The organism is Rhizobium sp. UFLA01-1127 (genome assembly GCF_059803845.1).
This window is the reverse complement of record NZ_JAUQTZ010000009.1, coordinates 1-21,819: the sequence shown is the minus strand read 5'-3', so window position 1 is coordinate 21,819 and position 21,819 is coordinate 1. Positions and strand designations below refer to the sequence as shown.

Here is a 21,819-nt window from a genome sequence, read left to right as displayed (position 1 = left end):
AAACGAACATGGCTGAGATCAAGGACCCGGAAAACACCCTCATCCTGGAAACCACCAAGGGCCAGGTTGTCATTCAGCTTCTGCCGCAGGTCGCTCCCGAACATGTCGCCCGCATCAAGGAGCTGGCGCGCGAGAAGGCCTATGACGGCGTCGTCTTCCATCGCGTCATCGACGGCTTCATGGCCCAGAGCGGCGACGTGCAGTTCGGCAAGCAGGGCAGTGAAACCTTCAACCCAGGCCGTGCCGGCATGGGCGGCTCCTCCAAGCCCGACCTGAAGGCCGAGTTCTCCGCCACGTCGCATATTCGCGGCACCTGCTCCATGGCGCGTTCACAGAACCCGAACTCCGCCAATTCGCAGTTCTTCATCTGTTTTGCCGACGCTCCTTGGCTCAACAAGCAGTATTCCGTCTGGGGCCAGGTGATCTCCGGTATGGAATTCGTCGACCAGATCAAGCGCGGCGAGCCGGTAAAGGATCCGGACTCGATCGTATCTGCGCGGGTTGCCGCCGACGTCTGATCGTGATTATTCCAGAAACCCGCCTCTTGCGCCTTTGGTGCGAGGGGCGGGTTTCGCTTTGCATGGAAGAACCAAATGCGTGTTGACCTTTTCGACTTCGATCTGCCGGATGAGCGTATAGCGCTCAGGCCCGCCGAGCCGCGCGACAGCGCGCGCCTGCTCGTCGTCGATCCCAACAATGGCATGCGCACGCTGAGCGACCATCAGGTGCGCGATCTTCCATCCTTCCTGCGCCCCGGCGACGCCATGGTCTTCAACGATACCAAGGTGATACCGGCGCAGCTCGAAGGCATTCGCCACCGTGAAGGCGCGCCCGGCCAGCACGTCTCGGCGACCTTGCATATGCGTGCCGCGCCCGATCGCTGGAAGGCCTTTGCCAAGCCGGGAAAACGCATCAAGATCGGTGATCGCATTCGGTTCGGTCATGGCGAGAATGTCTGCGCGCTCGGTTCGCTCGATGCGACGGTCGAGGAAAAGGGTGAGGGCGGTGAGATCACCTTGCGGTTCGATCTGTCCGGTCCCGCTCTCGATGAGGCGATCGCAGCGGTGGGGCATATTCCGCTGCCACCCTATATCGCGGCGAAGCGCCCGGAAGACGAGCGCGATCGCGCCGATTATCAGACGATCTACGCCCGCGAAGAGGGCGCTGTTGCCGCCCCGACCGCCGGCCTGCATTTCACGCCATCGTTGTTTGCTGCGCTCGATGCCATGGGCGTCGAGCGGCATTTCGTGACGCTGCATGTCGGCGCCGGCACTTTCCTGCCCGTCAAGGCCGACGACACCGACGATCACAAGATGCATTTCGAAATCGGCCATGTCGATGGCGCGACTGCCGCAAAGCTGAACACCGTGAAGGCGAGGGGCGGGCGCATCGTCTGCGTCGGCACCACCTCGCTGCGATTGATCGAAAGCGCCGCCGGTGACGACGGCACGATCAAGCCCTGGCAGGGTGCCACGGGCATTTTCATCACGCCTGGCTACCGCTTCAAGGCCGTCGACATGCTGATGACCAATTTTCACCTGCCGCGCTCGACCCTGTTCATGCTCGTTTCGGCCTTTGCCGGCCTCGATACGATGCGCGCAGCCTATACCCATGCTATCGAGACGGGCTATCGCTTCTATTCCTATGGCGATGGCAGCCTGCTCTACCGGAAAGACTAGGACGACATGAGCGAGAGCTTTCAGTTTCAATTGAAGAAGACCGACGGCGGCGCGCGCCTCGGCGAAGTCTCCATGCCCCGCGGCACGATCCGTACCCCTGCCTTCATGCCGGTCGGCACGGTCGGAACCGTCAAGGCCATGTATCTCGATCAGGTGCGAGAGACCGGCGCCGATATCATTCTCGGCAATACCTATCACCTGATGCTGCGCCCGACGGCCGAGCGCGTCGCCCGACTCGGCGGCTTGCACCAGCTGATCCGCTGGCCGCACCCGATCCTCACCGATTCCGGCGGCTTCCAGGTGATGTCGCTGTCCGGCCTGCGAAAGCTGGACGAACAGGGCGTTACCTTCAAGTCGCATGTCGATGGCAGCCTGCATCATATGTCGCCGGAGCGCTCGATCGAAATCCAGGGCCTGCTCGATTCCGATATCCAGATGCAGCTCGACGAATGCGTTGCTCTTCCAGCAACGCCGAAGGACATCGAGCGCGCCATGGAAATGTCGCTGCGCTGGGCAGAACGCTGCAAGGTGGCTTTCGGCAATCAGCCCGGCAAGGCAATGTTCGGCATCGTCCAAGGCGGCGATATTCCCGAACTTCGCGTTCGTTCCGCGCAAGCGCTGAGCGGCATGGACCTGAAGGGCTATGCGGTCGGCGGCCTTGCTGTCGGCGAACCGCAGGAGGTCATGCTGCACATGCTTGAAATTACCTTGCCGGAGCTGCCGACCGGGAAGCCGCGCTATCTGATGGGCGTCGGCACGCCGGACGATATATTGAAATCCGTCGCTCGCGGCATCGACATGTTCGATTGCGTGATGCCGACCCGCTCGGGTCGTCACGGATTGGCTTTCACGCGTCGCGGCAAGGTGAACATCCGCAATGCGCGCCACGCCGAAGACATCCGCCCGCTGGATGAGCAGTCGAACTGCCCGGCTTCGCGGGACTATTCGCGCGCCTATCTGCATCATCTCGTTCGCGCCAACGAAGCGCTCGGCGGCATGCTGCTGTCCTGGCACAATCTCGCCTATTATCAGGAGCTGATGCAGGGCATTCGTCAGGCGATCGCCGAAGGCCGCTTTGCAGATTTCATGGCCGAGACAATGGAGAACTGGGCGAGAGGTGATCTCGAGCCGGCTTGATCGCCAACATAGGTAATTTGCATGTTCCCGATGTCGCCGCGACCACTTGCCGTCTTGCGAGGCGATCGACGCGCAATATGAGAAGGTCGGGGCAGAGGATGGCGAGGTCTGGCATCCGCCTGCCGCCGTGCATGGCGGATGGCTGTTCTGCTGCTTCGCGCCCGGGCGAATTCTCATCGAAGCGGGGTGGCGCCAAACGTCTTAAAGCGTTTGGTAAATCTTTTATTATCGATTGATCGCTATCTTTGAAACACATCGTTTTGAGCTGGCTGGAACAGGCGTGCCCTCGGCATCCTCTGTCTTCGGCTATTTCTTGAAATGGCATTGGTTACAATAAAGCATTGGGAAAAATAGCGAATCGGAATAAACGGTCCATCCGCCTTTGAAAAACGTCATTGGCTGATTTGATTGCGTGACCGCTTGGAATTTTCAAAAAATCCGGCTAAAACGCATTCTCTTGATCGATAAGGGCTGTACTACCGAAAATAGGAGGCACTTGCCGTTGAGGGCGCAACGCAAATTCGGGGCATGTCTTTCGGGGCTATTGGTTGTCGGTCTGGCAGCTACGAGCTGCACGACGACACAGAAGACAACACCCGCCCCGCGCAATACCACCAAGCCCATTCGTGGTGCGAAGGTGACATATAATTACACGACGAAGGATAAGGACTGTCTCGAACGCGCGATGTACTTCGAGTCGCAGCGTTCCGATCCCAGCGGTTACATGGCCGTTGGTACGGTCGTGATGAACAGGCTGACTTCCGGTGCCTATCCGCCTACGATCTGTGGCGTCGTCTCCCAGGAAAAGCAGTTTGCCCCGGGTGTTATGACCAGGGAAGTCAAGGATCAAGCGAAGCCGGATCTCGACTCGGCCGCCGCGGCGATCCTGCGTGGCGAGCGGCATCCTCAGGTGAAGGACGCGATGTTCTTCCATACGGAAGGTCTGAGATTCCCGTACGATAATATGCATTATGTCGCCTATGCCGGCGGCAACGCATTCTATGAAAAGCGCGGCCGGGATGGCCAGCTTCAGACGCCCGCGCCGCTTCCGGCCTACGAAGTCGCGATGAATTACGTACCCGCGCAGGGCGCGCCGCAATCTCCGTTCGTGCTGCCGGAAACGCAGCCGTTATCGACGACCTCGGCCGTGGCGGCCTTTACGCCTGTCTCGAACCCGATGGTGACGATGCCGCAGAGCGCCGTCGCCATCCCGACCGCGGTTCCAATCCCGACGCCGGCGCCGACGAACATGGCGATTTCCGGACCGCTTTCGAACGACGAGGCGACATACACGAACACGCCGATGCCGGCTTCGACGGTTGTCATTCCGCAGCCGCGGCCCGAATTCGACGGCAATATGCCGGCAGGAAATTCGCTTCGAATTCGCGGTTAAAAGGTTCGACCAAAGCTATTACAACAGCGCGTTCCTCTTTGAGAGGCGCGCTGTTTTCATTTTGGGCACGACGAATGCTCAGATGCCCTCGCTTGCCGCTTTGGCAAGAATCTGCACGCCATTGATCTTATAGCTGCCATCGGGCTGGCGGGTTATCTGATAGATCGCTGTCCAGTCCTTGCCATCGGTGCCCGTGATCAGCACCTCCTGATAGACCGCCGCGCCGCCGCCGATCGCGCGGCTTTTGCCGAAGGCATAGTTGCCGGGATGATAAACCGGCTGGTAGCTCTTTTTCACCATGGAGAAGAAACTGTCCTTGTCCGGGAAAAGCGCCTTGATGCCGGGTGCTGCAAAGGTATAGGCCGTCGCCGCATCATCGTGCAGAAAGGCTTCGATCTGTTGTTCGATGAGGTTCTGTGCCGTCTGCACCGGATCTTCCGCATAGGCCGCCGGTGCTAAGGCGATGCAGAAGAGAGAAGCGGCCATGAAAAAAGCGCGCATGTTCTACCCCAGCCATATGGAGTGAGCATAGCGCGCTTTGATCTTGAACAGAAGCGGTTACTGCCAGCGGCGGAAGAGGGCGCTGGCGTTGACACCGCCAAAACCGAAACCATTGGAGATCGCATAGTCCATGGCCATCGGTCGGGCACTGGCGCCTAGAATATCGATGCCTTCGGCAGCTGGATCAGGATTCTGCAGATTGCGGGTCGGCGGCGCAATCTGGTCGCGCAGCGCCATGATGGTGAAGATCGCTTCCATGCCGCCGGCCGCACCCAGAAGATGGCCTGTTGCCGCCTTCGTACCGCTGACCGCAATCGCGCCTTCACGGCCGAAAACCGTTTTGATGGCTTCCATCTCGCCGCGGTCGCCGACCGGTGTCGATGTGGCATGCGCGTTCAGATGCTTGACTTCGGCCGGAGAAATCCGAGCCTGGGAAAGGGCCGCGAGCATGGCCCGGCGCGCACCGTCGCCATCTTCCGGTCCTGCCGTCATATGATAGGCATCTGCCGCCGTACCATAACCCACAAGCTCCGCGAGTGGCGTCGCGCCGCGGGCGAGCGCGTGGTCCAATGTTTCGATAACGAGCATGCCTGCGCCTTCGCCCATGACGAAGCCGTCGCGGCCGCTGTCGAAGGGGCGGGAGGCCTCTTCCGGCCGGTTGCTGAAGCCGGTCGAGAGCGCGCGTGCGGCCGCGAAGCCACCGAGGCTCACCTTGTCGATGCAGGCTTCCGCGCCGCCGCAGATAGCGATATCGGCCTCTCCGGCACGGATCAGTCGCGCGGCATCGCCGATCGCCTGGACGCTGGCGGCACAGGCGGTGACGGGCGCGCCGAGTGGTCCCTTGTATCCGTAACGGATACTGACCTGGCCGGCGGCGAGATTGACGAGGAAGGATGGGATGGTGAACGGCGACAATCGCTTGACGCCGCGCGTTTCAGCTGTGCGCACAGCATCGGCTATAGCCGGAAAGCCGCCGACGCCCGATGCGATGATCGTAGCCGTGCGCTCCAAATCGCCAAGCTCTGTCGGCTGCCATCCGGACTGGAGGATCGCTTCCTCGGCTGCGGCCATGGCGAAGAGAATGAAGCGATCCATCTTCTTCTGATCCTTGACCGGCACATAGCGGTCGACATCGAAACCGGCCTCGGTATCCTCCGCGATATGAGGGACAATACCGCCGACCTTGGCGGCGAGATCACCCACCATCTCCTCCGGCAGCAGCCGCAGGCCCGAACGGCCCTCAATCAACCGCTTCCAGCTGGCGGTGACACCCACGCCCAGGGGAGAAACCAGTCCCATGCCAGTGACGACGATACGATCCATGTCTTGCTCCTATTTGGTCAGGCGTCGAAGCTTAGAAACCATGCTTTCATCTGGCCGATGCGTTCGTGAACGGCGTCGTCGGCCGCTGGCCCCGGCACGAGAATCGTATCCTCGGGCTGAAAGGTGCGGCCGGTGACGCGGTCGATGAGAAGCGGGTCGCGGTCTGCGCCGGTATTGGCGTCGGCGAGCCGCACGGCAACCTCTTCGGGCGGCAGATGCCGGTTGCCCCAGGTGAAGAGTGCCATGAGAACGGGGAAGAAATCGCGGCCCTTGTCGGTCAGCACATATTCGTATCGCGGCGGCCGCTCGTTGTAGAGGCGCCGGGCGAACAGGCCTTCATCGGTCAGGTGCTTGAGCCGCCGCGTCAGGATATTCGGCGCAACGCCGAGATTTTTCTGGAACTCGTCGAACCGGCTCAGTCCCTGCAGCGCGTCCCGCAGGATCAGGATACTCCACCAGTCGCCGACGCTTTCGAGCGCACGGGCAGCGGGGCATTTGAAGGTGCTGAAGCTGGTTCTTTGCATGGGCAGGGCTGATAACATGAGTAACTAGCATAATGCAAGTTACAAACGTGAAGCGAGCTCGACACCGAGTGAATGCCCAATTTGCTATCGTGAGATTTGGCCGTCTCTTGAGTCCGAGAATAAATTCGCAAAGGTATTCTTTGCGGCCAAGTGTTCGGCGGCCAAGAAGAGATGACCGCCGGCTGCGTGCCCACAGGTTCCGGATTTTTCAGTACGGAGGTGCCTTGCGGGCGCGCTGCTGTTTCGCGGCCTCGGTCCACCAGGCGAGATCGTCGGCAAAACGGGGAAAAGCTTTTGCGAGCGCATCGCCTCCGCTTCCGGTCGGTTTGCTGTCGGCGTCTAAAGCGGCCGATATATTCGCGACGGCAAGCGTGCTCGAGATGACGATCATTCCCATCTCGGAAAGGGCGCCATGCCAGGCGACCGCCGCATGCGCGCCGGAAAGGCGGCCGCCAGAGTAGCTGGCAATGGCCGCCGGGCGCCAAAACCACTCCTCAAGGTAATGATCAGTCAAGTTCTTCAGCCCGGGTTGCATGCCCCAATTATATTCGCCGGTGACGAAAACAAAGGCATCGGCGGCGCGAATTTTTTCGGCGAGCTTCTCCATCGCCGAGGGAGCGGAACCTTTGGGGTATTCCTTATACATCCGATCGAGCATTGGCAGTCCGGCCGCTTGCGCATCGATGAGCTCCACATCGTTTCCGCGTTGCCGTAGACTGCTTACGAGATAATTCGCAAGACGGATGCCGACGCGATCCGATCGGTAGGAACCGTAGAGAACCAGAATACTGTCGGCCATTGTCGATTATGTCCCCACAGTCTTGTGCGAAGTGTCTATGTCTGTGACTCCGCCGGCACCGAAGCGGAGACTTCCTCCTCCGGAATATCGTCGAAGGACGCATAATTGAGGTTATAGAGCTTCGAATAGAGTTTGCCATTCGCCATCAGCTGATTGTGATTGCCGCTTTCAAGCAGCTGGCCATTTTGCAGCACGAGGATGCGATCAGCCTCGCGGATGGTCGCCAGACGATGGGCGATGACAAGGCCTGTACGGCCTTCGAGCAGCTTCACCAATGCCTTCTGGATCAGCATTTCGGTATAGCTGTCGATATTCGCCGTCGCTTCGTCGAGCACGAGGATCTTGGCATCCGCCACGAGGGCGCGGGCGAAGCTGATGAGCTGGCGCTGACCGAGCGAGAGACCGCCGCCGCGCTGGCCGAGAACGCTGTCGTAGCCATCGGGCAGCCGCATGATGAATTCATGCGCGCCAACGGCCTTGGCGGCTTCGATGACTTCCTCGCGCGTCGCTTCCGTCTTGTTGTAGCGGATATTCTCCAGCAGCGTGCCGGTGAATAGGAACGGCTCCTGCAGCACCATGGCGATCTGGCGGCCGAGCGATTCCTGGGTGAGGGACCGCACGTCGTGACCGCCGACCAGCACCTGACCCTGTTGCACGTCATAGAAGCGATGGATGAGTGCCATCGAGCTCGATTTACCCGAACCCGTCGGCCCGATCAGCGCGACGGTTTCGCCGGGATTGACCCGGAAGCTGACATTCTTCAGCACGGGATGCTTTGGATCATAGCCGAAGACGACGTCGCGGAATTCGACCGAGCCGTCCATGTCCGGCGACAGCTCCTTTGCATCAGGCGCATCCTTGATATCGACCGGGACATCGAGCACCTCGGTCAACCGCTGGCCGGAGGCCATGGCGCGCTGCATAACCGAATACTGCATGGTCAGCGAGCGGATCGGGTCGAAGAAGCGCTGAATGTAGAAGAGGAAGGCGACCATGATGCCGACGTCGAGCCTGTGGTTCAGCACCATCGAACCGCCGACGATGATGACGATCGCCATCGCCATGCCTGTCAGCGTATCGACGATCGGCACCATGATCTGGGCATAACGCGCAGCCGTCAGATGCGATTGCAGATTTGTATGAGCTTTGTCGTCGAAAAGAGCAAAATTGACCGCTTGCCGATGCATGCCCTGAACGGCGCGGACACCATGGATGGCTTCCGCCAGCGCGCCATTGGTGACGGAATTCGTCTCATGGGCGTTCATGAAAGCAACGCGCGCCTTGGGCAGCCAGAACAGGCGTACGATGAACAGGATCGGCATGACGGAAAGCGTCAGGAGGCCGAGCCGGAAATCGAGCGACAGCATAACGAAGACGATACCGAAAAGCAGGGCGATATCGCCGACGGAAAGCACTGATGTTTCAAGGAATTCCTGCATGGAGTTGACATCGCCCTGCAGGCGCGACATCAGGCGGCCGACCTCGGTTTTGTCCATGAAGGACAGCGAGACGCGCTGGAGATGCGCAAACATGGCCCGGCGGATATCGAACAGCACTTCCTCCGCCACCTGGCCGACATAGGTTTCCTGCACATAGCTCGCCCCGTAATTGACGAGGATGGCGGCCGTGAAAACCCCGAGAGACAGCCAGAGAGCCGAATAATCCACGGCGCCGGGCGCCATGGCGCCGTCGATTGCATGACGGATGACGAGCGGAATGACGATCTGCGATCCGGTAAAGAGCAGAACGGCCGCGACCGAAATATAGATCTGCCGACGATAAGGGCTGACAAAGGCCCATATTCGGCGGATGATCTTGCCATCGAAGACCTCGCCGAAGATCTCCTCTTCGACGCGATGCGAGCCGACGACGGCGCGGGGAGGGCGACGACCATCCTCACGCACGTCATTGCGCTCGGTTTCGGTGATTTCCGACATTGTCATACCTCCCTTTTCGCTCTTCCGAGCATGTCGCCCGATGCCTTGACGACATCGTCCTCCGGGCGAACCTGGAGATCGTAAAGCGCCTTGTAGCGCCCACCTGCGGCCAAAAGCTGCTCATGGGTGCCGCGTTCGACGATTTCGCCATCCTCGATGAACAGGATCTGGTCGGCATGCATCAGCGAGCTTAGCCGGTGGGCGACGATCAGGGTCACCCGGTCGCGGGCAAAACGTTTCATGGCGCTGCGGATGCGCTGCTCCGTCGCGGCGTCGATGGCGGCGGTGGAATCGTCGAAGACCATCACGGCAGGTTTCAGCATCAATGTCCGGGCGATCGTCAGGCGCTGGCGCTGACCGCCGGAAAGAGACACGCCGCGCTCGCCGACGACGGTCGTGTAGCCGGCCGGCAGACCGAGAATGTAATTATGCAGCTGCGCCGACTCCGCGGCGCGCTCGATGCGGCTCTCCTTCGCCCAGGGATCGCCATAGGCGATATTGTTCTCGATGCTCGTCGTGAAGAGGAAGGAATCCTGCTGCACGACGGCAACGTTCTGCCGCAGCGATTGCAGCGTCGCCTTGCGGATATCCTGCCCGTCGAGGGTGATCCGCCCGGCCGTGACATCGTAAAAGCGCGGAATGAGGTGGGCGATGGTGGATTTGCCGCTGCCTGGAGGCCCGACGATGCCTATCGTCTCGCCCCGCTTTGCCTCGAAGCAGATGTTCTTCAGCACCGGCCGCGTTTCGGAGCCCGGATAGCTGAAGTCGACGTTCTCGAACCGCAGCGTGCCGTCGGTCACGACGAGTGGTCTGGCGTCCGGAGCATCCTTGATGGGGATATCGAGATCGAGAAGGTCAAACAGGCGCGAACCGCAGGTGGAAGCGCGTGCGAACGCATTTACCATCAAGCCGAGCTGGCGCACCGGCATCTGCAGGATGGTCATGAAGGTCAGGAACGAGGCCAGCGTGCCGACGCTGATTTCGCCGTTGATGACCTTGAGACCGCCGAGCCAGAGCACAAGCCCCATCGACATGAAGAAGGAAAGGTTCATGGCGCTGGTATTGATGACGCGGATGCCGACGCGCCTGTGGGCGAGGGAAAGCGCGTCGTGCGAGGCCCGGTCGAACTTCATGAGTTCGTGCGCCTGCGCGGCGAAGGCACGCACCACACGGATGCCGCCGAGATTTTCCTCCATGACGCGGGTCAACACCGAGAGGCGTTCCTGCAGGTCGAGCCAAGTCGAGCGCAGCCGCAGCTGCGTGACGGAAGAGCGCCATGCCACGAAAGGCACGAAGCTCAGAGCCAGCAGGCCGAGCGCGACATCGGTCGACAGCAGCATATAGGCACCGACACCGATCAGCATGGCGAGCAGCACCATGCGCACCAGTGCCGTCGAGAAATACATGCGCACGCCTTCGAGATCGAGCAGGCCGACCGTGATGAGATCGCCGGAATGGGCTTTGTCATGGAAGCTGAAGGAGAGCTGCTGGATTTTCTCGTAACAGGCGAGCCGGAGCTCATAACCCATGTGATGACCAACGGCCTCGCTGTAATAGTTCTGCACCATCGTAAACAGGCCACGCAGAATACTGACGACGAGCAGCAGCATGGCCGTTGTCATCAATGCATTTTCGGCGATCTGCCCGGCGGTGCCGCCGGCGACTGCCGTCTGTGTCTGATCGACGGCGCGGCCCAGCAGGCGCGGTATTAGGAGCTGCAACGTTGCAGCTATAAAAGTTGCCCCAATGGCGAAGCTGGTTTGCCAGGGATGGCGCAGCGTCATGTGGGTGATCCGGATGATCGTCGACAGGCCTTGGCCCCAGCCAACCGCATTGACATGCGCACGCGAGGCCAATGGCTTCGCCGCGCTTCTTGATGAATCGCTGCTCACGCTTTTATCCAGGCATAATTAAACGAGGCCGGCCCGCAGACGGGTTCGTATCTCGGAGGAAATATTGATAGGATGAATTTTGCCGATTCCGTGGCGACGTTCAAGAGTCAATCGGTCACAAGTCCAGCGCGAACGTTAGATTACGTGTTCAAAAAATAGTCGATGACATGTCGGCATCGAAATCGGCGAGACGTCCTTCGGGTACCATGCCAGAGAAGGAGGACATCATGCGCAAGGTCATGCAGCCACATTCGTCAGCCTCGACGGTGTCATGCAGGCACCAGGCGGGCCGGACGAGGATCCGACGGGCGGTTTTGAGCACGGCGGTTGGGTATTCCCTTATTTCGACGAGGCGAGCGGCAAGACGCACTTCGAACTGTTCGAAAAACCGTTCGATCTGCTGCTGGGACACAAGACCTACGATATTTTTGCTGCCTACTGGCCCTATATCGGCGATGATAATCCAATCGCCAAGCGATTTAACAATGTCACCAAATATGTCGCAACGCGCGGCGATGCCGAGCTGAAATGGAACAAGAGCCGGTCCCTCGGCAAGGATGTCGTGGCGGCGATCAAGGAGCTGAAAGCCGGCGAGGGGCCGGATCTCCTTATCCAGGGCAGCGGCCATCTCACTCAGACCCTTTTACACCATGGACTGATCAATGAATTCAATCTTGTGATCTTTCCGCTCCTGCTGGGCGGCGGCAAGAAGCTGTTCGCCGGCGGGGTGGTTCCTGTCGCAATGAAACTGCTGCATACCCAATCGTCGCCGACCGGTGTCATCTTTGCGACTTATCAGCCGGACGGTCCGGTGAAGACCGGTTCCTTCGTTGGATCGGATCCGTCCGAAGAGGAGATCGAGCGCCGCAAGCGGCTGGAATAACCGGTCATATCGAAGGGAACGCCACCGGACTCGGGCGATCGTTATCCTTTCGTGGTCTTCTTTTTTGCTTTCGGTGCCGGTCCAAGCTCTGCCTCCTGCGCCAAACGAAGCGCACGAAGCCTCTCTGTCTTCTTTTGCCGGGTAGACGCCTCATGAGCCAGGATATCCTTGGCAATCGACGTCGTCTGCTCGGACTTGGCCTGTGCAGACAGCTTTTCAGGCTTGAAGAGGTTGTCTTTCGCCTTGGTCATGCTTCGCCTTTATCAGCGTGCGCGTTTGCGGGAGACGGCGGACGTCCACGACCCGACGCCATCACTTTCTTCTTCGGTGCCGGCACCAGGCCTTCACGCTGAGCTTGCTTACGGGCAAGTTTCCGAGCGCGGCGGATCGCATCGCTTTTTTCGCGGGCACGCTTTTCGGAGGGCTTTTCGTAGGCGCTGCGCGCCTTCATCTCACGAAACACGCCTTCGCGCTGCAACTTCTTCTTCAGGACGCGGAGTGCCTGATCGACGTTATTGTCTCTAACCAGAACCTGCAAAGTTTCTCCTTACTCAGCTCACGCTGCGTTTATTTCTTGGTACGGATTGAGTTCGAGTTGATCCAGCTCGATTTCGATATTTGCGGTATCTCGGCTTGCGCTCGCGAAAGCGGCGATGGTGACGCCTCAACGTCGATATCGTCCTGACGGATGCTTCGCTCGAAATTCTCGTTCTGGAAGCGGACGCGGTAGTGAACAACGCCCTGTGATACAGGTTGGACAGACACGATTCTGCCAGAAGATTGGGCGCTTCCAAAAATTCCAGACTTCAGGACGACGCTGTCGCCCGGCCGGTAACGACCATGTGCCATGTCGTTCTCCGTTCGAAATGAAAAACAAAAGGCCGGGACGTCTCCCGACCTTCCGCGATCATGGTTTCAGCGCGCCAGTACATCCGTGGTCGCGCGAAGCCGTGACAAATTATGCGGCCCGAAGATTGTCGGCCGAGCTCTTGCCAGATCTGCGATCCTGCACGATGTCGTAAGTAATCTTCTGACCATCGTTGAGCGAACGCATGCCGGCGCGCTCTACTGCCGAGATATGGACAAAAACGTCCGTGCTGCCATCGTCAGGCTGAATGAAGCCGAAGCCCTTGGTGGAGTTGAACCACTTTACAGTACCAGTGTTCATAACGATTTCCTTTCATAGTAACCGTTGTTGCTCCCGCGATACCTTGCGGGATTTGATCGATTATTTGAGAGGAAATCCGGCGAGAGCACGGTGGCTGTTCGGCGATGTCACAAGCAATGGTCGATAGGTCTTATATAGGTTCAATTTACATTTTGGCAACAGAGCCGGTCTCAGAGTTTTCGTCCGGCAGCTTTCTGAGGCGAACATCGGGCTGATAGGCCCGTTCCAATAGGCCAGTCATCGGATTCGCAACGCGTTCAGCGAAAGCACGTCGGCGTGCTCGTGTACGAGACGTGTCTCTTCGCCGTCCGGAGACCGAATCACGGTCTGTCCCGCTCAGAGCAGGCGACCGCGGGCGTTTCTCTTTGGTTTCAAAGCGAAAGGTCGCAATCAAGATATCCCTTTTACGCTATACCGTATGTTCCGACACACGAAATTGGCGAAGGGATTTCATGATTTCGCGAAGACCTTTGGTGAGATGCTTGTCCCGCCGCAGCACGATGCCGAGCTGCCGAACCAGCCTCGGCCTGAGCGGCGAGGTCACCAGAAGGTCGGATTTATCCCGCCTCAGTGCCATATCCGGGAGGATGGACCATCCAAGGCCGGCGGCCACCAGCTCCTTGATGGCTTCGACGCTTCCGAACTCCATCGCCGGCTCGGGACGAAACCCGCCAGCCCCGAACCATTCGTTCGTGGCGCGCCGCGTGTTGCCGCCTTCGTAAAGCAGCAGCGTTTTGTCTTTCATGAATTCCACGTCCGGCCCGCCATCCGGCATCACGCTTCCCTTGGGCGCCACGGCCAGTAGCTCGTCCTCATGGAACGGTTCGACTTCGAGCGAACGGCCGGAAGCGGGCAGGGCGACCACTGCGAGATCCAGTGCATTGGCTTCGAGATCACGCAGGATTTCGTCGATATTGCCGACACGAACAATAATCTCGAGATCGGGCATACATTTCTTCGCCATAGCGATGGCGCGCGGCAGCAGATGAATCGAGGCCGTGCCGCCGCTGCCGATCCGCACGCGGCCGACAGATCCCTCCCGAAAGGGCGTCATCGCCTCCTCAGCCATGGAGCAGGCTTCGATAATGCGCCGTGCATACGGAAGCAAATCATGTCCGGCCGGCGAGGGTTGCGCCCGCCGCCCGCCGCGCTCGATCAGTCTCACGCCGAGGCGCTGTTCCAGCAGCTTTACCTGCAGGCTGACGGCCGGTTGTGAAAGCCCGGCCTTGTCGGCAGCCGCGGTGAAACTGCCGAGATCGACCACGCTGATGAAGGCGGCGAGCTGATCCAGATTGAGCACTAGAAGAATTCCTTATGGATTGCATAAAGATCATAAGCTTCATTCATTGCTAATACCAGCGCATCCTTAGGCCATATCGAGATGAACCTGAGGAGCAGGAAAATGACAACCGATATCGATAGGCCGATGCAGCCAAAGGCGGGCGTCGGCAGGGATCTGCGAAAGCGAGGATTTCTGCGGAAGGAGTTTGCAAGATTTCTGGCCTATCTCGAAAAACGTGAAACGAGATGGGATCTGCGTGACCTGACCGACGAGCAACTTCGCGATATCGGCGTGACACGCGCCGAAGCGCGCACCGAGGTCGGCAAGTCATGGTTCTGGGATTAGGACGTTCAAAGGCGTCCCGACGTTCGGCAGGACACCTTGAACCGCGTATCTCCTGTGGGGGCCTTGTAGGGTAGGGGTTACCGGGGATATTTGAGCGGGGCTGCGACGTTACGACCCTGTTCCAGATAGCAAACGCCGCTTTCGCACATCGCGTCGCGATGGTTCGCGATATTCCGCACGTTCACTGCCGCGATCAGGCCGACATGGTCTTTATGACAGGATCAGCATGAGGCGAGAGCCAAGAGCAAACAGTCTGGGGACTTATTTTCGGACGGTCCATTTTTTCCTGGCATCGTTCTTTTTTCCGCCACAGATTTGCCCGATCCATTCCGCTCGAAAGCTGGCCGCCAGTTCGCTCCGGTCGTCTGCTGCTCCGCCAGGAACACCCATAAACAAGAACACCAATAAAAGAGACCGCAAAAATCCATGCTCAATAAAGCCTCCTTTCTGCTCGCCACGGCGATCTCGACCTTGGTGCTTCTCGGTGCGGCTTCGGCTGCGGAGGCAGGGCAGGCAAGCTACGTCGTGGACGCGCGCAGCGGTCAGGTGCTGGAAGCATCGAATGAGAACGAGCTGAACTATCCGGCCTCGCTCACAAAGATGATGACGCTCTATCTCGCTTTCGAAGCGCTGCATGAAGGCCGTCTGAAATGGGATCAGAAGCTGACCATGTCGGCGAATGCCGAGAGCAAGGAGCCCTTCAAATTCGCGATCGGCGCCGGCCGCAAGGTGACGGTGCGCGAAGCCGTCGAAGGTATCGTCGTCCTTTCGGCCAATGATGCCGCGGTTGCGATTAGCGAGCAGCTTGGTGGTTCCGAGGAGAGCTTCGGCAAGATGATGACCGCAAAGGCGCATCAGCTCGGCATGAGCAAGACGGTCTTCAAGAATCCCTCCGGCCTGCCAGATCCGGAGCAGGTCACGACGGCCCGCGACATGGCGACGCTCGGCGTTGCGCTGATGCGCGATTTTCCGGAAGAGTTCAAACTTTTCTCGCTGCGCGGCATGAAGTTCCGCGGCATGAAACTGCGTGGCCACAACAATCTGATGTATCGCTATGCCGGAGCCGACGGCATCAAGACTGGATATACCGATGCTTCCGGCTACAATCTCGTGACGTCTGCGGCGAAGAATGGCCGCCGCGTCGTCGGTGTCGTGATGGGTGAGAAGACCGCGCAGATTCGCGATGACAAGATGGCGAACCTTCTGGATACCTACTTGGCTCCGACGGCGAAGACAGCCACGGTATCGACAGACGCCGCAAAGCAGAGTTCGGCGAATTGAGGATACGCTGCCGACACTAGCGTCATGCGGCCGGCCATCGCCTTCGACAAAATCTCGATCCGCTGCACATCGCGCTCGCTCATCGCAATCAGTCCCATCCGCAATCTCCCACGTCATCAAATGCGGGGAGAGTGACATTCCAACTTTGCAGGATCAGGACACTTTAACTTTGCGGCTACACATAAATATCAGATAACATAGGTTATGGAACTAAAATGGACTGGAGCGCAGCAAAAAAATAAAACTTTTTTCTTTTATTCCAGATAGTTGGTTAGATTGTCGAGAGTCGATCTCAAGCCCTCATCATGGTCCCTTGCTGATACCGTAAGGCACGTTCTCGCAAGTTGTCGTGACCGGCATGCCTGACGGTCCTTCTGCCAAGGACTAGGTCATGATCATCATGCCGTCGAATGCCGCGTCCTCGGATTCGAAATTCATTGCTTGCACGATGCGTTCGTAAGGCGCGATCTCGATGAACCGACCCGAGACGATATCACTATGTTCGGAGGATTTTCCGGGCGCCGAACGATCCGGTGTATTGTACTCAGTTCGCCTTGATGCGGATTACCTTGGCCCCAATCTTCTCGGCTAGCGTCTTCGGATTGCACGCAAATATGCTGTCCGGCCGCCCGGCCGCGCACCACACCTGATCGTAAGCCAAAAAGCTCTCATCCATGAAGACAGGCAGACTGACGCGATGGCCGATCGGTGCAACGCCGCCAATGGCAAAGCCGGTTTCATCGCGAACGCGATCGATATCGGCGCGCTTCAATCGAAGCCCGTAAGTCGCTGCGATATATGCCGTATCGGCGTTATGGGCGCCGGAGACGAGAAGCAGTGTCAAGGCATGTGTATCGGCATCGACGAAGACAAGAGACTTCACGATTTGCCCGACCGCGCAGCCCGCGGCCTTGGCGGCCTCTTCAGCGGTCCGTGTCGATTGCTCCATGCGCTTGATCGAGATATCCAGCCCCAACTCGCGCGCTGCAAGCTCGACGCGCTCCAGGCTGGAAAGCTTCTTGATGTCTTCGCTCATAGATCGTCATCCTCCACGTCGAGTTCGATCTGCATCTGATCGTAGGCCGGCTCGACATGGTCGGGCGTTTCAGCCAGCACGGTTTCATAATCGAGCGGCGTATGCATGTGGGTCAAGATGGCATGTTTCGGCTGCAGGCGTTCGATCCACCCAAGCGATTGTTCCAGCGATAGATGGCTTGGATGCGGCCGATACTGCAGAGCGTCGATAATCAGGATATCGAGGTTCTGAACTTTTTCTATCGATTCCGGTGGGAAGTCGCTGATATCACTGCAATAAGCAAGCTTACCGATACGAAACCCGAGCGAATGGATGTCACCGTGCAGCTGCTTGTGTGGCCAGAAGCGGATAGGGCCGCCTGCCCCATCGATCGTGAAACTTTTATCGAGATTTTCGATTAGCACCGGCCGTACGATCGGCGGATAGCTGCTGCCGGGCGGCGTTTCCAGGCAGTAGCGGAAGCCCTCGCGAATGCGATCCATGGTCGGCGGATCGGCATAGATCGGGATGCGCTCGTTCGAAATATGGAAATAGCCGCGCAGGTCGTCGATGCCGTGAATATGGTCGGCATGCGCATGGGTGTAGAGAACCGCGTCGATGGCGTTGACGCCGGCATGGATCATCTGCTCGCGGAAATCCGGTCCCGTATCGATGACGACGGTGGTGATGCCGCCATCCGGCGCGATCTGCTCTACGAGGAAGGCAGCGCGCGTGCGGCGGTTTTTCGCGTTTTTGGGATCGCAGGCGCCCCAATCGCCGGTAATGCGCGGCACACCTGGCGACGATGAACAGCCCAAAATGGTGAAGCGCCGCCGGAATGTCACGACGTCAGACCCTCGTCATCCTGGAGAAGCAGCGGAATGCGTTTGCCGTGGTGATCTCCGCGATCTCAGCCATGCTGACGCCGATCGTATCGGCCAGCACCTCGGCCGTGTTGACGACATAGGACGGCTCGTTGCGTTTCCCACGCCACCGCTTCGGCGCGAGATATGGCGCATCGGTTTCGACCAGCAGCCGATCGTGCGGGATCGTCCTGGCGATCTCCCGCAGATCCTCCGATTTCGGAAAAGTCAGGATGCCTGAGAAGGAGATATAGCCGCCGAGTTCGACGCCCGTACGGGCAAGGGCAGGGCCGGCGGAGAAGCAGTGAAGGATGAAGGGGAAAGCCCCCTTCCCCGTCTCTTCCGTCAGGATCGCGGCCATATCCTCGTCGGCGCTGCGGCTGTGAATGACGAGCGGCAGCTTCGTTTCGCGCGCGGCGGCGATATGGCGCAGGAAGCCGGTTTTCTGATCTGCCGGCTTGACGGTGTCGTAGAAGTAGTCGAGCCCCGCCTCGCCGATCGCGACGATCTTCTGGTGCTGGTTTGCTAGGCGCACGAGATCTTCCGTCTGGATATCAAGCTCCTGGTCGGCGTTGTTCGGATGCGTGCCGACCGAACAGAAAACCGATGGATAACGCTCGGTGAGCGCGAGCAATCCGTCGAGTTTCCTGACCTTGGTCGAGATGGTGACCATCTGCTTGACGCCGACTTCGTGAGCGCGAGCGACGATCGCGTCGCGCTCCTCCTCGAAATCGGCGAAATCCAGATGGCAATGCGTGTCGATCAGCATGGAAAACCTTATTCGGCTGTCTGTGCAACATAGCGGGGGAAGACCGGCTTCGGTGCTTCCAGCGGCGTTCCGGCGACGAGGCGACCTGCATCGCCGAGCGCCGCGAAATCGCGCTTGTCGGCCGGGATGGCAATGAGATCAAGGAGCTTGCCCGAAGATTCCGGCATGAAGGGCTGCAGCAGAATGCCGATCTGGCGCACGACCTCCGCCGTGACATAGAGAACGGTCGCCATGCGGGCCGGATCGGTCTTCTTCAGCGCCCAGGGCTCCTGGCTGGCAAAATAGCGATCGCTCTCGGAGACGACTGATATGATCGAAGCCAAAGCGCGGTGAATGAGCTGCTTGCCCATGTCTTCGCGCGTCGAAGCGAGCAACGCGTCGGCCTGCGCGAGAAGCGCCCTGTCCTCGTCCGTCAGCGGGCCGCATTCGGGAATCCGGCCGTCGCAGTTCTTGACGATCATCGATAGCGAACGGCTGGCGAGGTTGCCGATTCCGTTGGCGAGATCGGAGTTGATGCGCGTGCCGATCGCCTCTTCGCTATAGCTGCCATCCTGGCCGAAGGAGACTTCGCGCAGGAAGAAATAGCGCACCTGGTCGAGGCCGAAGTGGTTGACGAGGTTGACCGGATCGACGACGTTGCCGAGCGACTTCGACATCTTCTCGCCCTTGTTGAGCAGGAATCCGTGGGCATAGACGCGCTTCGGCAGCGGCAGCTTCGCCGACATCAGGAAGGCCGGCCAGTAGACCGCGTGGAATCGGATGATGTCCTTGCCGATGACATGCAGGTCGGCCGGCCAATATTTCGCCCGCGGATTGTCGCGGTCTTCGATATAGCCGGTCGCCGTAATGTAGTTCGTGAGCGCATCGACCCAGACATACATGACGTGAGCCGGGTCATTTGGCACCTTGATGCCCCAATCGAAGGTCGTGCGGGAAATCGACAGGTCCTTCAGACCCGATTTCACGAAGGAAATGACTTCGTTGCGGCGCTCGGCGGGACCGATGAAATCAGGATTTTCCTCATAATGCTTCAGCAACCGGTCCTGATATTCGGAGAGCTTGAAGAAATAGCTTTCCTCCTGCACCCATTCGACCGGCGTGCCTTGAGGCCCGTAGCGCACGCCGTCAGCGCGCAGCTCGGTTTCGTTTTCCTGATAATAGGCTTCGTCGCGCACCGAATACCAGCCCGCGTAGGAATCCTTGTAGATGTCGCCGGCATCGGCCATCAGATTCCATATGTTCTGCGACGTCTCGTGATGGCGCGGCTGAGTCGTGCGGATGAAGTCGTCGTTGGAGGCGTTGAGCAGCTTGCCCATCGCCTGGAATTCGTCCGAATTGCGGTTGGCGAGCTGCTGCGGTTCCAAGCCTGCGGCCCGCGCCGTTTGCTGCATCTTCTGACCATGTTCGTCCGTGCCCGTCAGGAAGAAGACGTCGCGGCCGTCGAGGCGCTGGAAGCGCGCCAGCGCGTCGGTGGCAATCAGCTCATAGGCATGGCCGATATGCGGCTTGCCATTGGGATAAGCGATTGCAGTGGTGATGTAGAACGGAGTTTTTTCGGTCATCTAGGCAGTGGTCCGCTTTTACGGTTGCGTCTCTGTTATTCTTGCTCCGCTCGCTTTAGCGCATGTTTGCCGGGAGCGAAACATCAAGTTTCGCGCCCGCAGCATTCCAAACTCCTGCGAGGTGCCTTGCTTGACAGGCTCCTGCCTCGCCTTTACCCCTTCGATAAACCGGAATACAGGACAGAGATCGCCGTGAATTTCATCTATATTTTTAGTAGTTTATCCAGCGGCTTCAAGGGGCCGTGATTTTGAGTCTGGTCGCTTCCTTTCAACCGCTTTATTCCTTTTCCGGCTTTTTCGTCGGCATGTTGGTCGGCATTACCGGCGTCGGCGGCGGTTCGCTGATGACGCCACTGCTCGTCCTTCTCTTCGGCGTGCATCCGGCGACCGCCGTCGGCACCGATCTTCTTTACGCCGCGATCACCAAGACGGCTGGAACCGCCGTGCACGGCATGCATGGGCGGGTCAATTGGAGGGTCGTCGGCCTCCTGGGCTCCGGCAGTGTCCCGGCGGCGCTCGCCATGCTCTGGATCATGGCCGGCGTCAATCGCGAGAGCCCTGCCGTCGCGCACGCCATTACGCTGTCTTTGGGCTGTCTTTTGCTTCTGACGGCGCTGATGCTGATTTTCCGCGGCCGGATACTGGAGGCCATTCGCAAATGGCGCGGTGAGCGCGGAGCCATATCGCCGCGCAGCATCGCATTGTTGACCGTCATTCTCGGCCTTATGCTCGGCATTCTCGTCACGATGACGTCCGTCGGCGCCGGAGCGCTCGGCGTCACCGTGCTTTTGGTCCTTTATCCTCAGACGGATGTCCGCGAAATCGTCGGCTCGGATATCGTCCATGCCGTGCCGCTGACCCTGATCGGCGGCATGGGTTATTGGTTTATCGGCGAGATCAACTGGACGATGCTCTTCGCCTTGCTGGTGGGATCGATTCCGGGCATTGTCACCGGCAGCCTGCTGGCGCCTCGCCTGCATGAGCGGTCCGTGCGCATCATCCTCGCCGCTACGCTCGCCATCGTCGCCTGGAAGCTGATCTTTCCTTGAAAAGCTCCAAGCGGAGCGCGAAATTATGCGGCAGGTACTACCAAGTGGACTCGGCTGCCGGATCGGCCGCATTGCGACAAAACCGGGCATCCTTCCAAGCGTTCATGAATGTCGACTTTCGACCCCATCGCGGACGTTGGCGCCGCTTAGCCAACTGACTACAGGCAGATTCACAAGATAAGGACGATCATGATGACCGAAGCGCCGGGCGAAGGCCCCTTCTTTCTTTCATGGCACAATCGCGGATTTGCGCGTGGGTGACTTCCTCACTGCTGGATACCGATCGAATTATCGTCCGGAAGTGGTGATGAACCATATCTATTTCACCGCCCTTGTGGACGGTGCAGGCCTTGCCGCTGAAATCGCGGCTGAACTCAACGAAGGCGGCGCAGTCCCGCGTGTTTACGTCGTAGAGCC

General features: G+C 59.2%; 22 protein-coding genes and 1 pseudogene. 9 read left to right on the top strand and 14 right to left on the bottom strand.

Annotation, left to right across the window (positions count from 1 at the left end; all coding sequences use genetic code 11):
- The first annotated feature begins 8 nt into the window (after positions 1–8).
- From Q4Q11_RS03820 to Q4Q11_RS03805, 4 genes are all read left to right on the top strand, one after another.
- The gene (locus Q4Q11_RS03820) at positions 9–518 is read left to right on the top strand and encodes a peptidylprolyl isomerase (RefSeq protein WP_498568711.1); all 510 of its coding nucleotides are present in this window, start codon (positions 9–11) and stop codon (positions 516–518) included.
- 75 nt (positions 519–593) lie between these two features.
- Positions 594–1,679, top strand: a complete 1,086-nt coding sequence (queA, locus tag Q4Q11_RS03815) for a tRNA preQ1(34) S-adenosylmethionine ribosyltransferase-isomerase QueA (protein WP_498568710.1) — start codon at positions 594–596, stop codon at positions 1,677–1,679.
- 6 nt (positions 1,680–1,685) lie between these two features.
- Positions 1,686–2,816: a tRNA guanosine(34) transglycosylase Tgt gene (gene tgt, locus Q4Q11_RS03810; protein WP_498568709.1), complete on the top strand. Its 1,131-nt coding sequence runs from the start codon at positions 1,686–1,688 to the stop codon at positions 2,814–2,816.
- A gap of 502 nt (positions 2,817–3,318) precedes the next feature.
- Positions 3,319–4,209, top strand: a complete 891-nt coding sequence (locus Q4Q11_RS03805) for a cell wall hydrolase (protein ID WP_112507106.1) — start codon at positions 3,319–3,321, stop codon at positions 4,207–4,209.
- Between the two features lie 78 nt (positions 4,210–4,287).
- Here Q4Q11_RS03805 and Q4Q11_RS03800 read toward each other — a convergent pair whose 3' ends face one another.
- From Q4Q11_RS03800 to Q4Q11_RS03775, 6 genes are all read right to left on the bottom strand, one after another.
- The gene (locus tag Q4Q11_RS03800) at positions 4,288–4,710 is read right to left on the bottom strand and encodes a DUF4864 domain-containing protein (protein WP_498568708.1); all 423 of its coding nucleotides are present in this window, start codon (positions 4,708–4,710) and stop codon (positions 4,288–4,290) included.
- A gap of 57 nt (positions 4,711–4,767) precedes the next feature.
- Positions 4,768–6,033, bottom strand: a complete 1,266-nt coding sequence (gene fabF / locus Q4Q11_RS03795; RefSeq protein ID WP_498568707.1) for a beta-ketoacyl-ACP synthase II — start codon at positions 6,031–6,033, stop codon at positions 4,768–4,770.
- A 17-nt stretch (positions 6,034–6,050) separates the two neighbouring features.
- Positions 6,051–6,557: a winged helix-turn-helix transcriptional regulator gene (locus Q4Q11_RS03790; protein WP_498568706.1), complete on the bottom strand. Its 507-nt coding sequence runs from the start codon at positions 6,555–6,557 to the stop codon at positions 6,051–6,053.
- Between the two features lie 208 nt (positions 6,558–6,765).
- Positions 6,766–7,356 (bottom strand): NADPH-dependent FMN reductase, encoded by a 591-nt coding sequence (locus tag Q4Q11_RS03785; RefSeq protein WP_112507097.1) that lies wholly within the window; start codon positions 7,354–7,356, stop codon positions 6,766–6,768.
- A gap of 35 nt (positions 7,357–7,391) precedes the next feature.
- Positions 7,392–9,293, bottom strand: coding sequence for an ABC transporter ATP-binding protein (locus Q4Q11_RS03780; RefSeq protein ID WP_498568705.1), 1,902 nt, complete (start codon positions 9,291–9,293; stop codon positions 7,392–7,394).
- A gap of 2 nt (positions 9,294–9,295) precedes the next feature.
- A complete protein-coding gene (locus Q4Q11_RS03775) occupies positions 9,296–11,185 on the bottom strand; it encodes an ABC transporter ATP-binding protein (RefSeq protein WP_498568704.1) in 1,890 nt (629 codons plus the stop codon).
- A gap of 271 nt (positions 11,186–11,456) precedes the next feature.
- Between Q4Q11_RS03775 and Q4Q11_RS03770 the strand changes: the two genes are divergently transcribed.
- Positions 11,457–12,068 (top strand): dihydrofolate reductase family protein, encoded by a 612-nt coding sequence (locus Q4Q11_RS03770; protein ID WP_498568703.1) that lies wholly within the window; start codon positions 11,457–11,459, stop codon positions 12,066–12,068.
- A gap of 41 nt (positions 12,069–12,109) precedes the next feature.
- On the opposite strand, the gene Q4Q11_RS03765 is transcribed toward Q4Q11_RS03770, so the two are convergent.
- From Q4Q11_RS03765 to Q4Q11_RS03750, 4 genes are all read right to left on the bottom strand, one after another.
- On the bottom strand, positions 12,110–12,319 hold the full coding sequence (locus Q4Q11_RS03765; protein ID WP_112507091.1) for a hypothetical protein: 210 nt from the start codon (positions 12,317–12,319) through the stop codon (positions 12,110–12,112).
- Positions 12,316–12,606, bottom strand: coding sequence for a 30S ribosomal protein S21 (gene rpsU, locus Q4Q11_RS03760; RefSeq protein ID WP_112507089.1), 291 nt, complete (start codon positions 12,604–12,606; stop codon positions 12,316–12,318). The genes Q4Q11_RS03765 and rpsU overlap by 4 nt, the downstream gene beginning before the upstream one ends.
- A 420-nt stretch (positions 12,607–13,026) precedes the next feature.
- Complete coding sequence (locus Q4Q11_RS03755) at positions 13,027–13,236, bottom strand: cold-shock protein (protein ID WP_075852595.1); 210 nt, start codon at positions 13,234–13,236, stop codon at positions 13,027–13,029.
- 409 nt (positions 13,237–13,645) lie between these two features.
- Positions 13,646–14,536 (bottom strand): LysR family transcriptional regulator, encoded by an 891-nt coding sequence (locus Q4Q11_RS03750; protein ID WP_498568702.1) that lies wholly within the window; start codon positions 14,534–14,536, stop codon positions 13,646–13,648.
- 102 nt (positions 14,537–14,638) lie between these two features.
- On the opposite strand from Q4Q11_RS03750, the gene Q4Q11_RS03745 reads away from it, so the two are divergent.
- The gene (locus Q4Q11_RS03745; protein WP_498568701.1) at positions 14,639–14,863 is read left to right on the top strand and encodes a DUF1127 domain-containing protein; all 225 of its coding nucleotides are present in this window, start codon (positions 14,639–14,641) and stop codon (positions 14,861–14,863) included.
- A 426-nt stretch (positions 14,864–15,289) separates the two neighbouring features.
- Positions 15,290–16,144, top strand: a complete 855-nt coding sequence (locus Q4Q11_RS03740) for a D-alanyl-D-alanine carboxypeptidase family protein (RefSeq protein ID WP_112507081.1) — start codon at positions 15,290–15,292, stop codon at positions 16,142–16,144.
- 544 nt (positions 16,145–16,688) lie between these two features.
- Here Q4Q11_RS03740 and Q4Q11_RS03735 read toward each other — a convergent pair.
- The 4 genes from Q4Q11_RS03735 to metG are packed head-to-tail and all read right to left on the bottom strand — an operon-like array spanning position 16,689 to position 20,353.
- Entirely contained in the window at positions 16,689–17,180 is a 492-nt protein-coding gene (locus Q4Q11_RS03735) for a YbaK/EbsC family protein (protein ID WP_112507079.1), read from the bottom strand.
- On the bottom strand, positions 17,177–18,004 hold the full coding sequence (locus Q4Q11_RS03730; RefSeq protein WP_498568700.1) for an MBL fold metallo-hydrolase: 828 nt from the start codon (positions 18,002–18,004) through the stop codon (positions 17,177–17,179). The genes Q4Q11_RS03735 and Q4Q11_RS03730 overlap by 4 nt, the downstream gene beginning before the upstream one ends.
- Before the next feature lie 4 nt (positions 18,005–18,008).
- Positions 18,009–18,791, bottom strand: coding sequence for a TatD family hydrolase (locus tag Q4Q11_RS03725; RefSeq protein WP_113214007.1), 783 nt, complete (start codon positions 18,789–18,791; stop codon positions 18,009–18,011).
- A gap of 8 nt (positions 18,792–18,799) precedes the next feature.
- The gene (metG, locus tag Q4Q11_RS03720) at positions 18,800–20,353 is read right to left on the bottom strand and encodes a methionine--tRNA ligase (RefSeq protein WP_498568699.1); all 1,554 of its coding nucleotides are present in this window, start codon (positions 20,351–20,353) and stop codon (positions 18,800–18,802) included.
- A 248-nt stretch (positions 20,354–20,601) separates the two neighbouring features.
- On the opposite strand from metG, the gene Q4Q11_RS03715 reads away from it, so the two are divergent.
- The gene (locus tag Q4Q11_RS03715) at positions 20,602–21,402 is read left to right on the top strand and encodes a sulfite exporter TauE/SafE family protein (RefSeq protein WP_498568698.1); all 801 of its coding nucleotides are present in this window, start codon (positions 20,602–20,604) and stop codon (positions 21,400–21,402) included.
- Positions 21,403–21,637: 235 nt separating this feature from the next.
- Positions 21,638–21,819, top strand: a pseudogene (locus Q4Q11_RS03710) (NAD(+)--rifampin ADP-ribosyltransferase); the annotation flags it as partial.

Coding starts and splice junctions, on each gene's coding strand:
- Q4Q11_RS03745 (WP_498568701.1), top strand. CDS start 14,639: ATGACAACCGATATCGATAGGCCGATGCAGCCAAAGGCGGGCGTCGGC.
- Q4Q11_RS03740 (WP_112507081.1), top strand. CDS start 15,290: ATGCTCAATAAAGCCTCCTTTCTGCTCGCCACGGCGATCTCGACCTTG.
- Q4Q11_RS03765 (WP_112507091.1), bottom strand. CDS start 12,319: ATGACCAAGGCGAAAGACAACCTCTTCAAGCCTGAAAAGCTGTCTGCA.
- Q4Q11_RS03755 (WP_075852595.1), bottom strand. CDS start 13,236: ATGAACACTGGTACTGTAAAGTGGTTCAACTCCACCAAGGGCTTCGGC.
- Q4Q11_RS03725 (WP_113214007.1), bottom strand. CDS start 18,791: ATGCTGATCGACACGCATTGCCATCTGGATTTCGCCGATTTCGAGGAG.
- Q4Q11_RS03790 (WP_498568706.1), bottom strand. CDS start 6,557: ATGCAAAGAACCAGCTTCAGCACCTTCAAATGCCCCGCTGCCCGTGCG.
- Q4Q11_RS03780 (WP_498568705.1), bottom strand. CDS start 9,293: ATGTCGGAAATCACCGAAACCGAGCGCAATGACGTGCGTGAGGATGGT.
- Q4Q11_RS03820 (WP_498568711.1), top strand. CDS start 9: ATGGCTGAGATCAAGGACCCGGAAAACACCCTCATCCTGGAAACCACC.
- fabF (WP_498568707.1), bottom strand. CDS start 6,033: ATGGATCGTATCGTCGTCACTGGCATGGGACTGGTTTCTCCCCTGGGC.
- queA (WP_498568710.1), top strand. CDS start 594: ATGCGTGTTGACCTTTTCGACTTCGATCTGCCGGATGAGCGTATAGCG.
- Q4Q11_RS03770 (WP_498568703.1), top strand. CDS start 11,457: ATGCAGGCACCAGGCGGGCCGGACGAGGATCCGACGGGCGGTTTTGAG.
- Q4Q11_RS03800 (WP_498568708.1), bottom strand. CDS start 4,710: ATGCGCGCTTTTTTCATGGCCGCTTCTCTCTTCTGCATCGCCTTAGCA.
- Q4Q11_RS03735 (WP_112507079.1), bottom strand. CDS start 17,180: ATGAGCGAAGACATCAAGAAGCTTTCCAGCCTGGAGCGCGTCGAGCTT.
- Q4Q11_RS03785 (WP_112507097.1), bottom strand. CDS start 7,356: ATGGCCGACAGTATTCTGGTTCTCTACGGTTCCTACCGATCGGATCGC.
- metG (WP_498568699.1), bottom strand. CDS start 20,353: ATGACCGAAAAAACTCCGTTCTACATCACCACTGCAATCGCTTATCCC.
- tgt (WP_498568709.1), top strand. CDS start 1,686: ATGAGCGAGAGCTTTCAGTTTCAATTGAAGAAGACCGACGGCGGCGCG.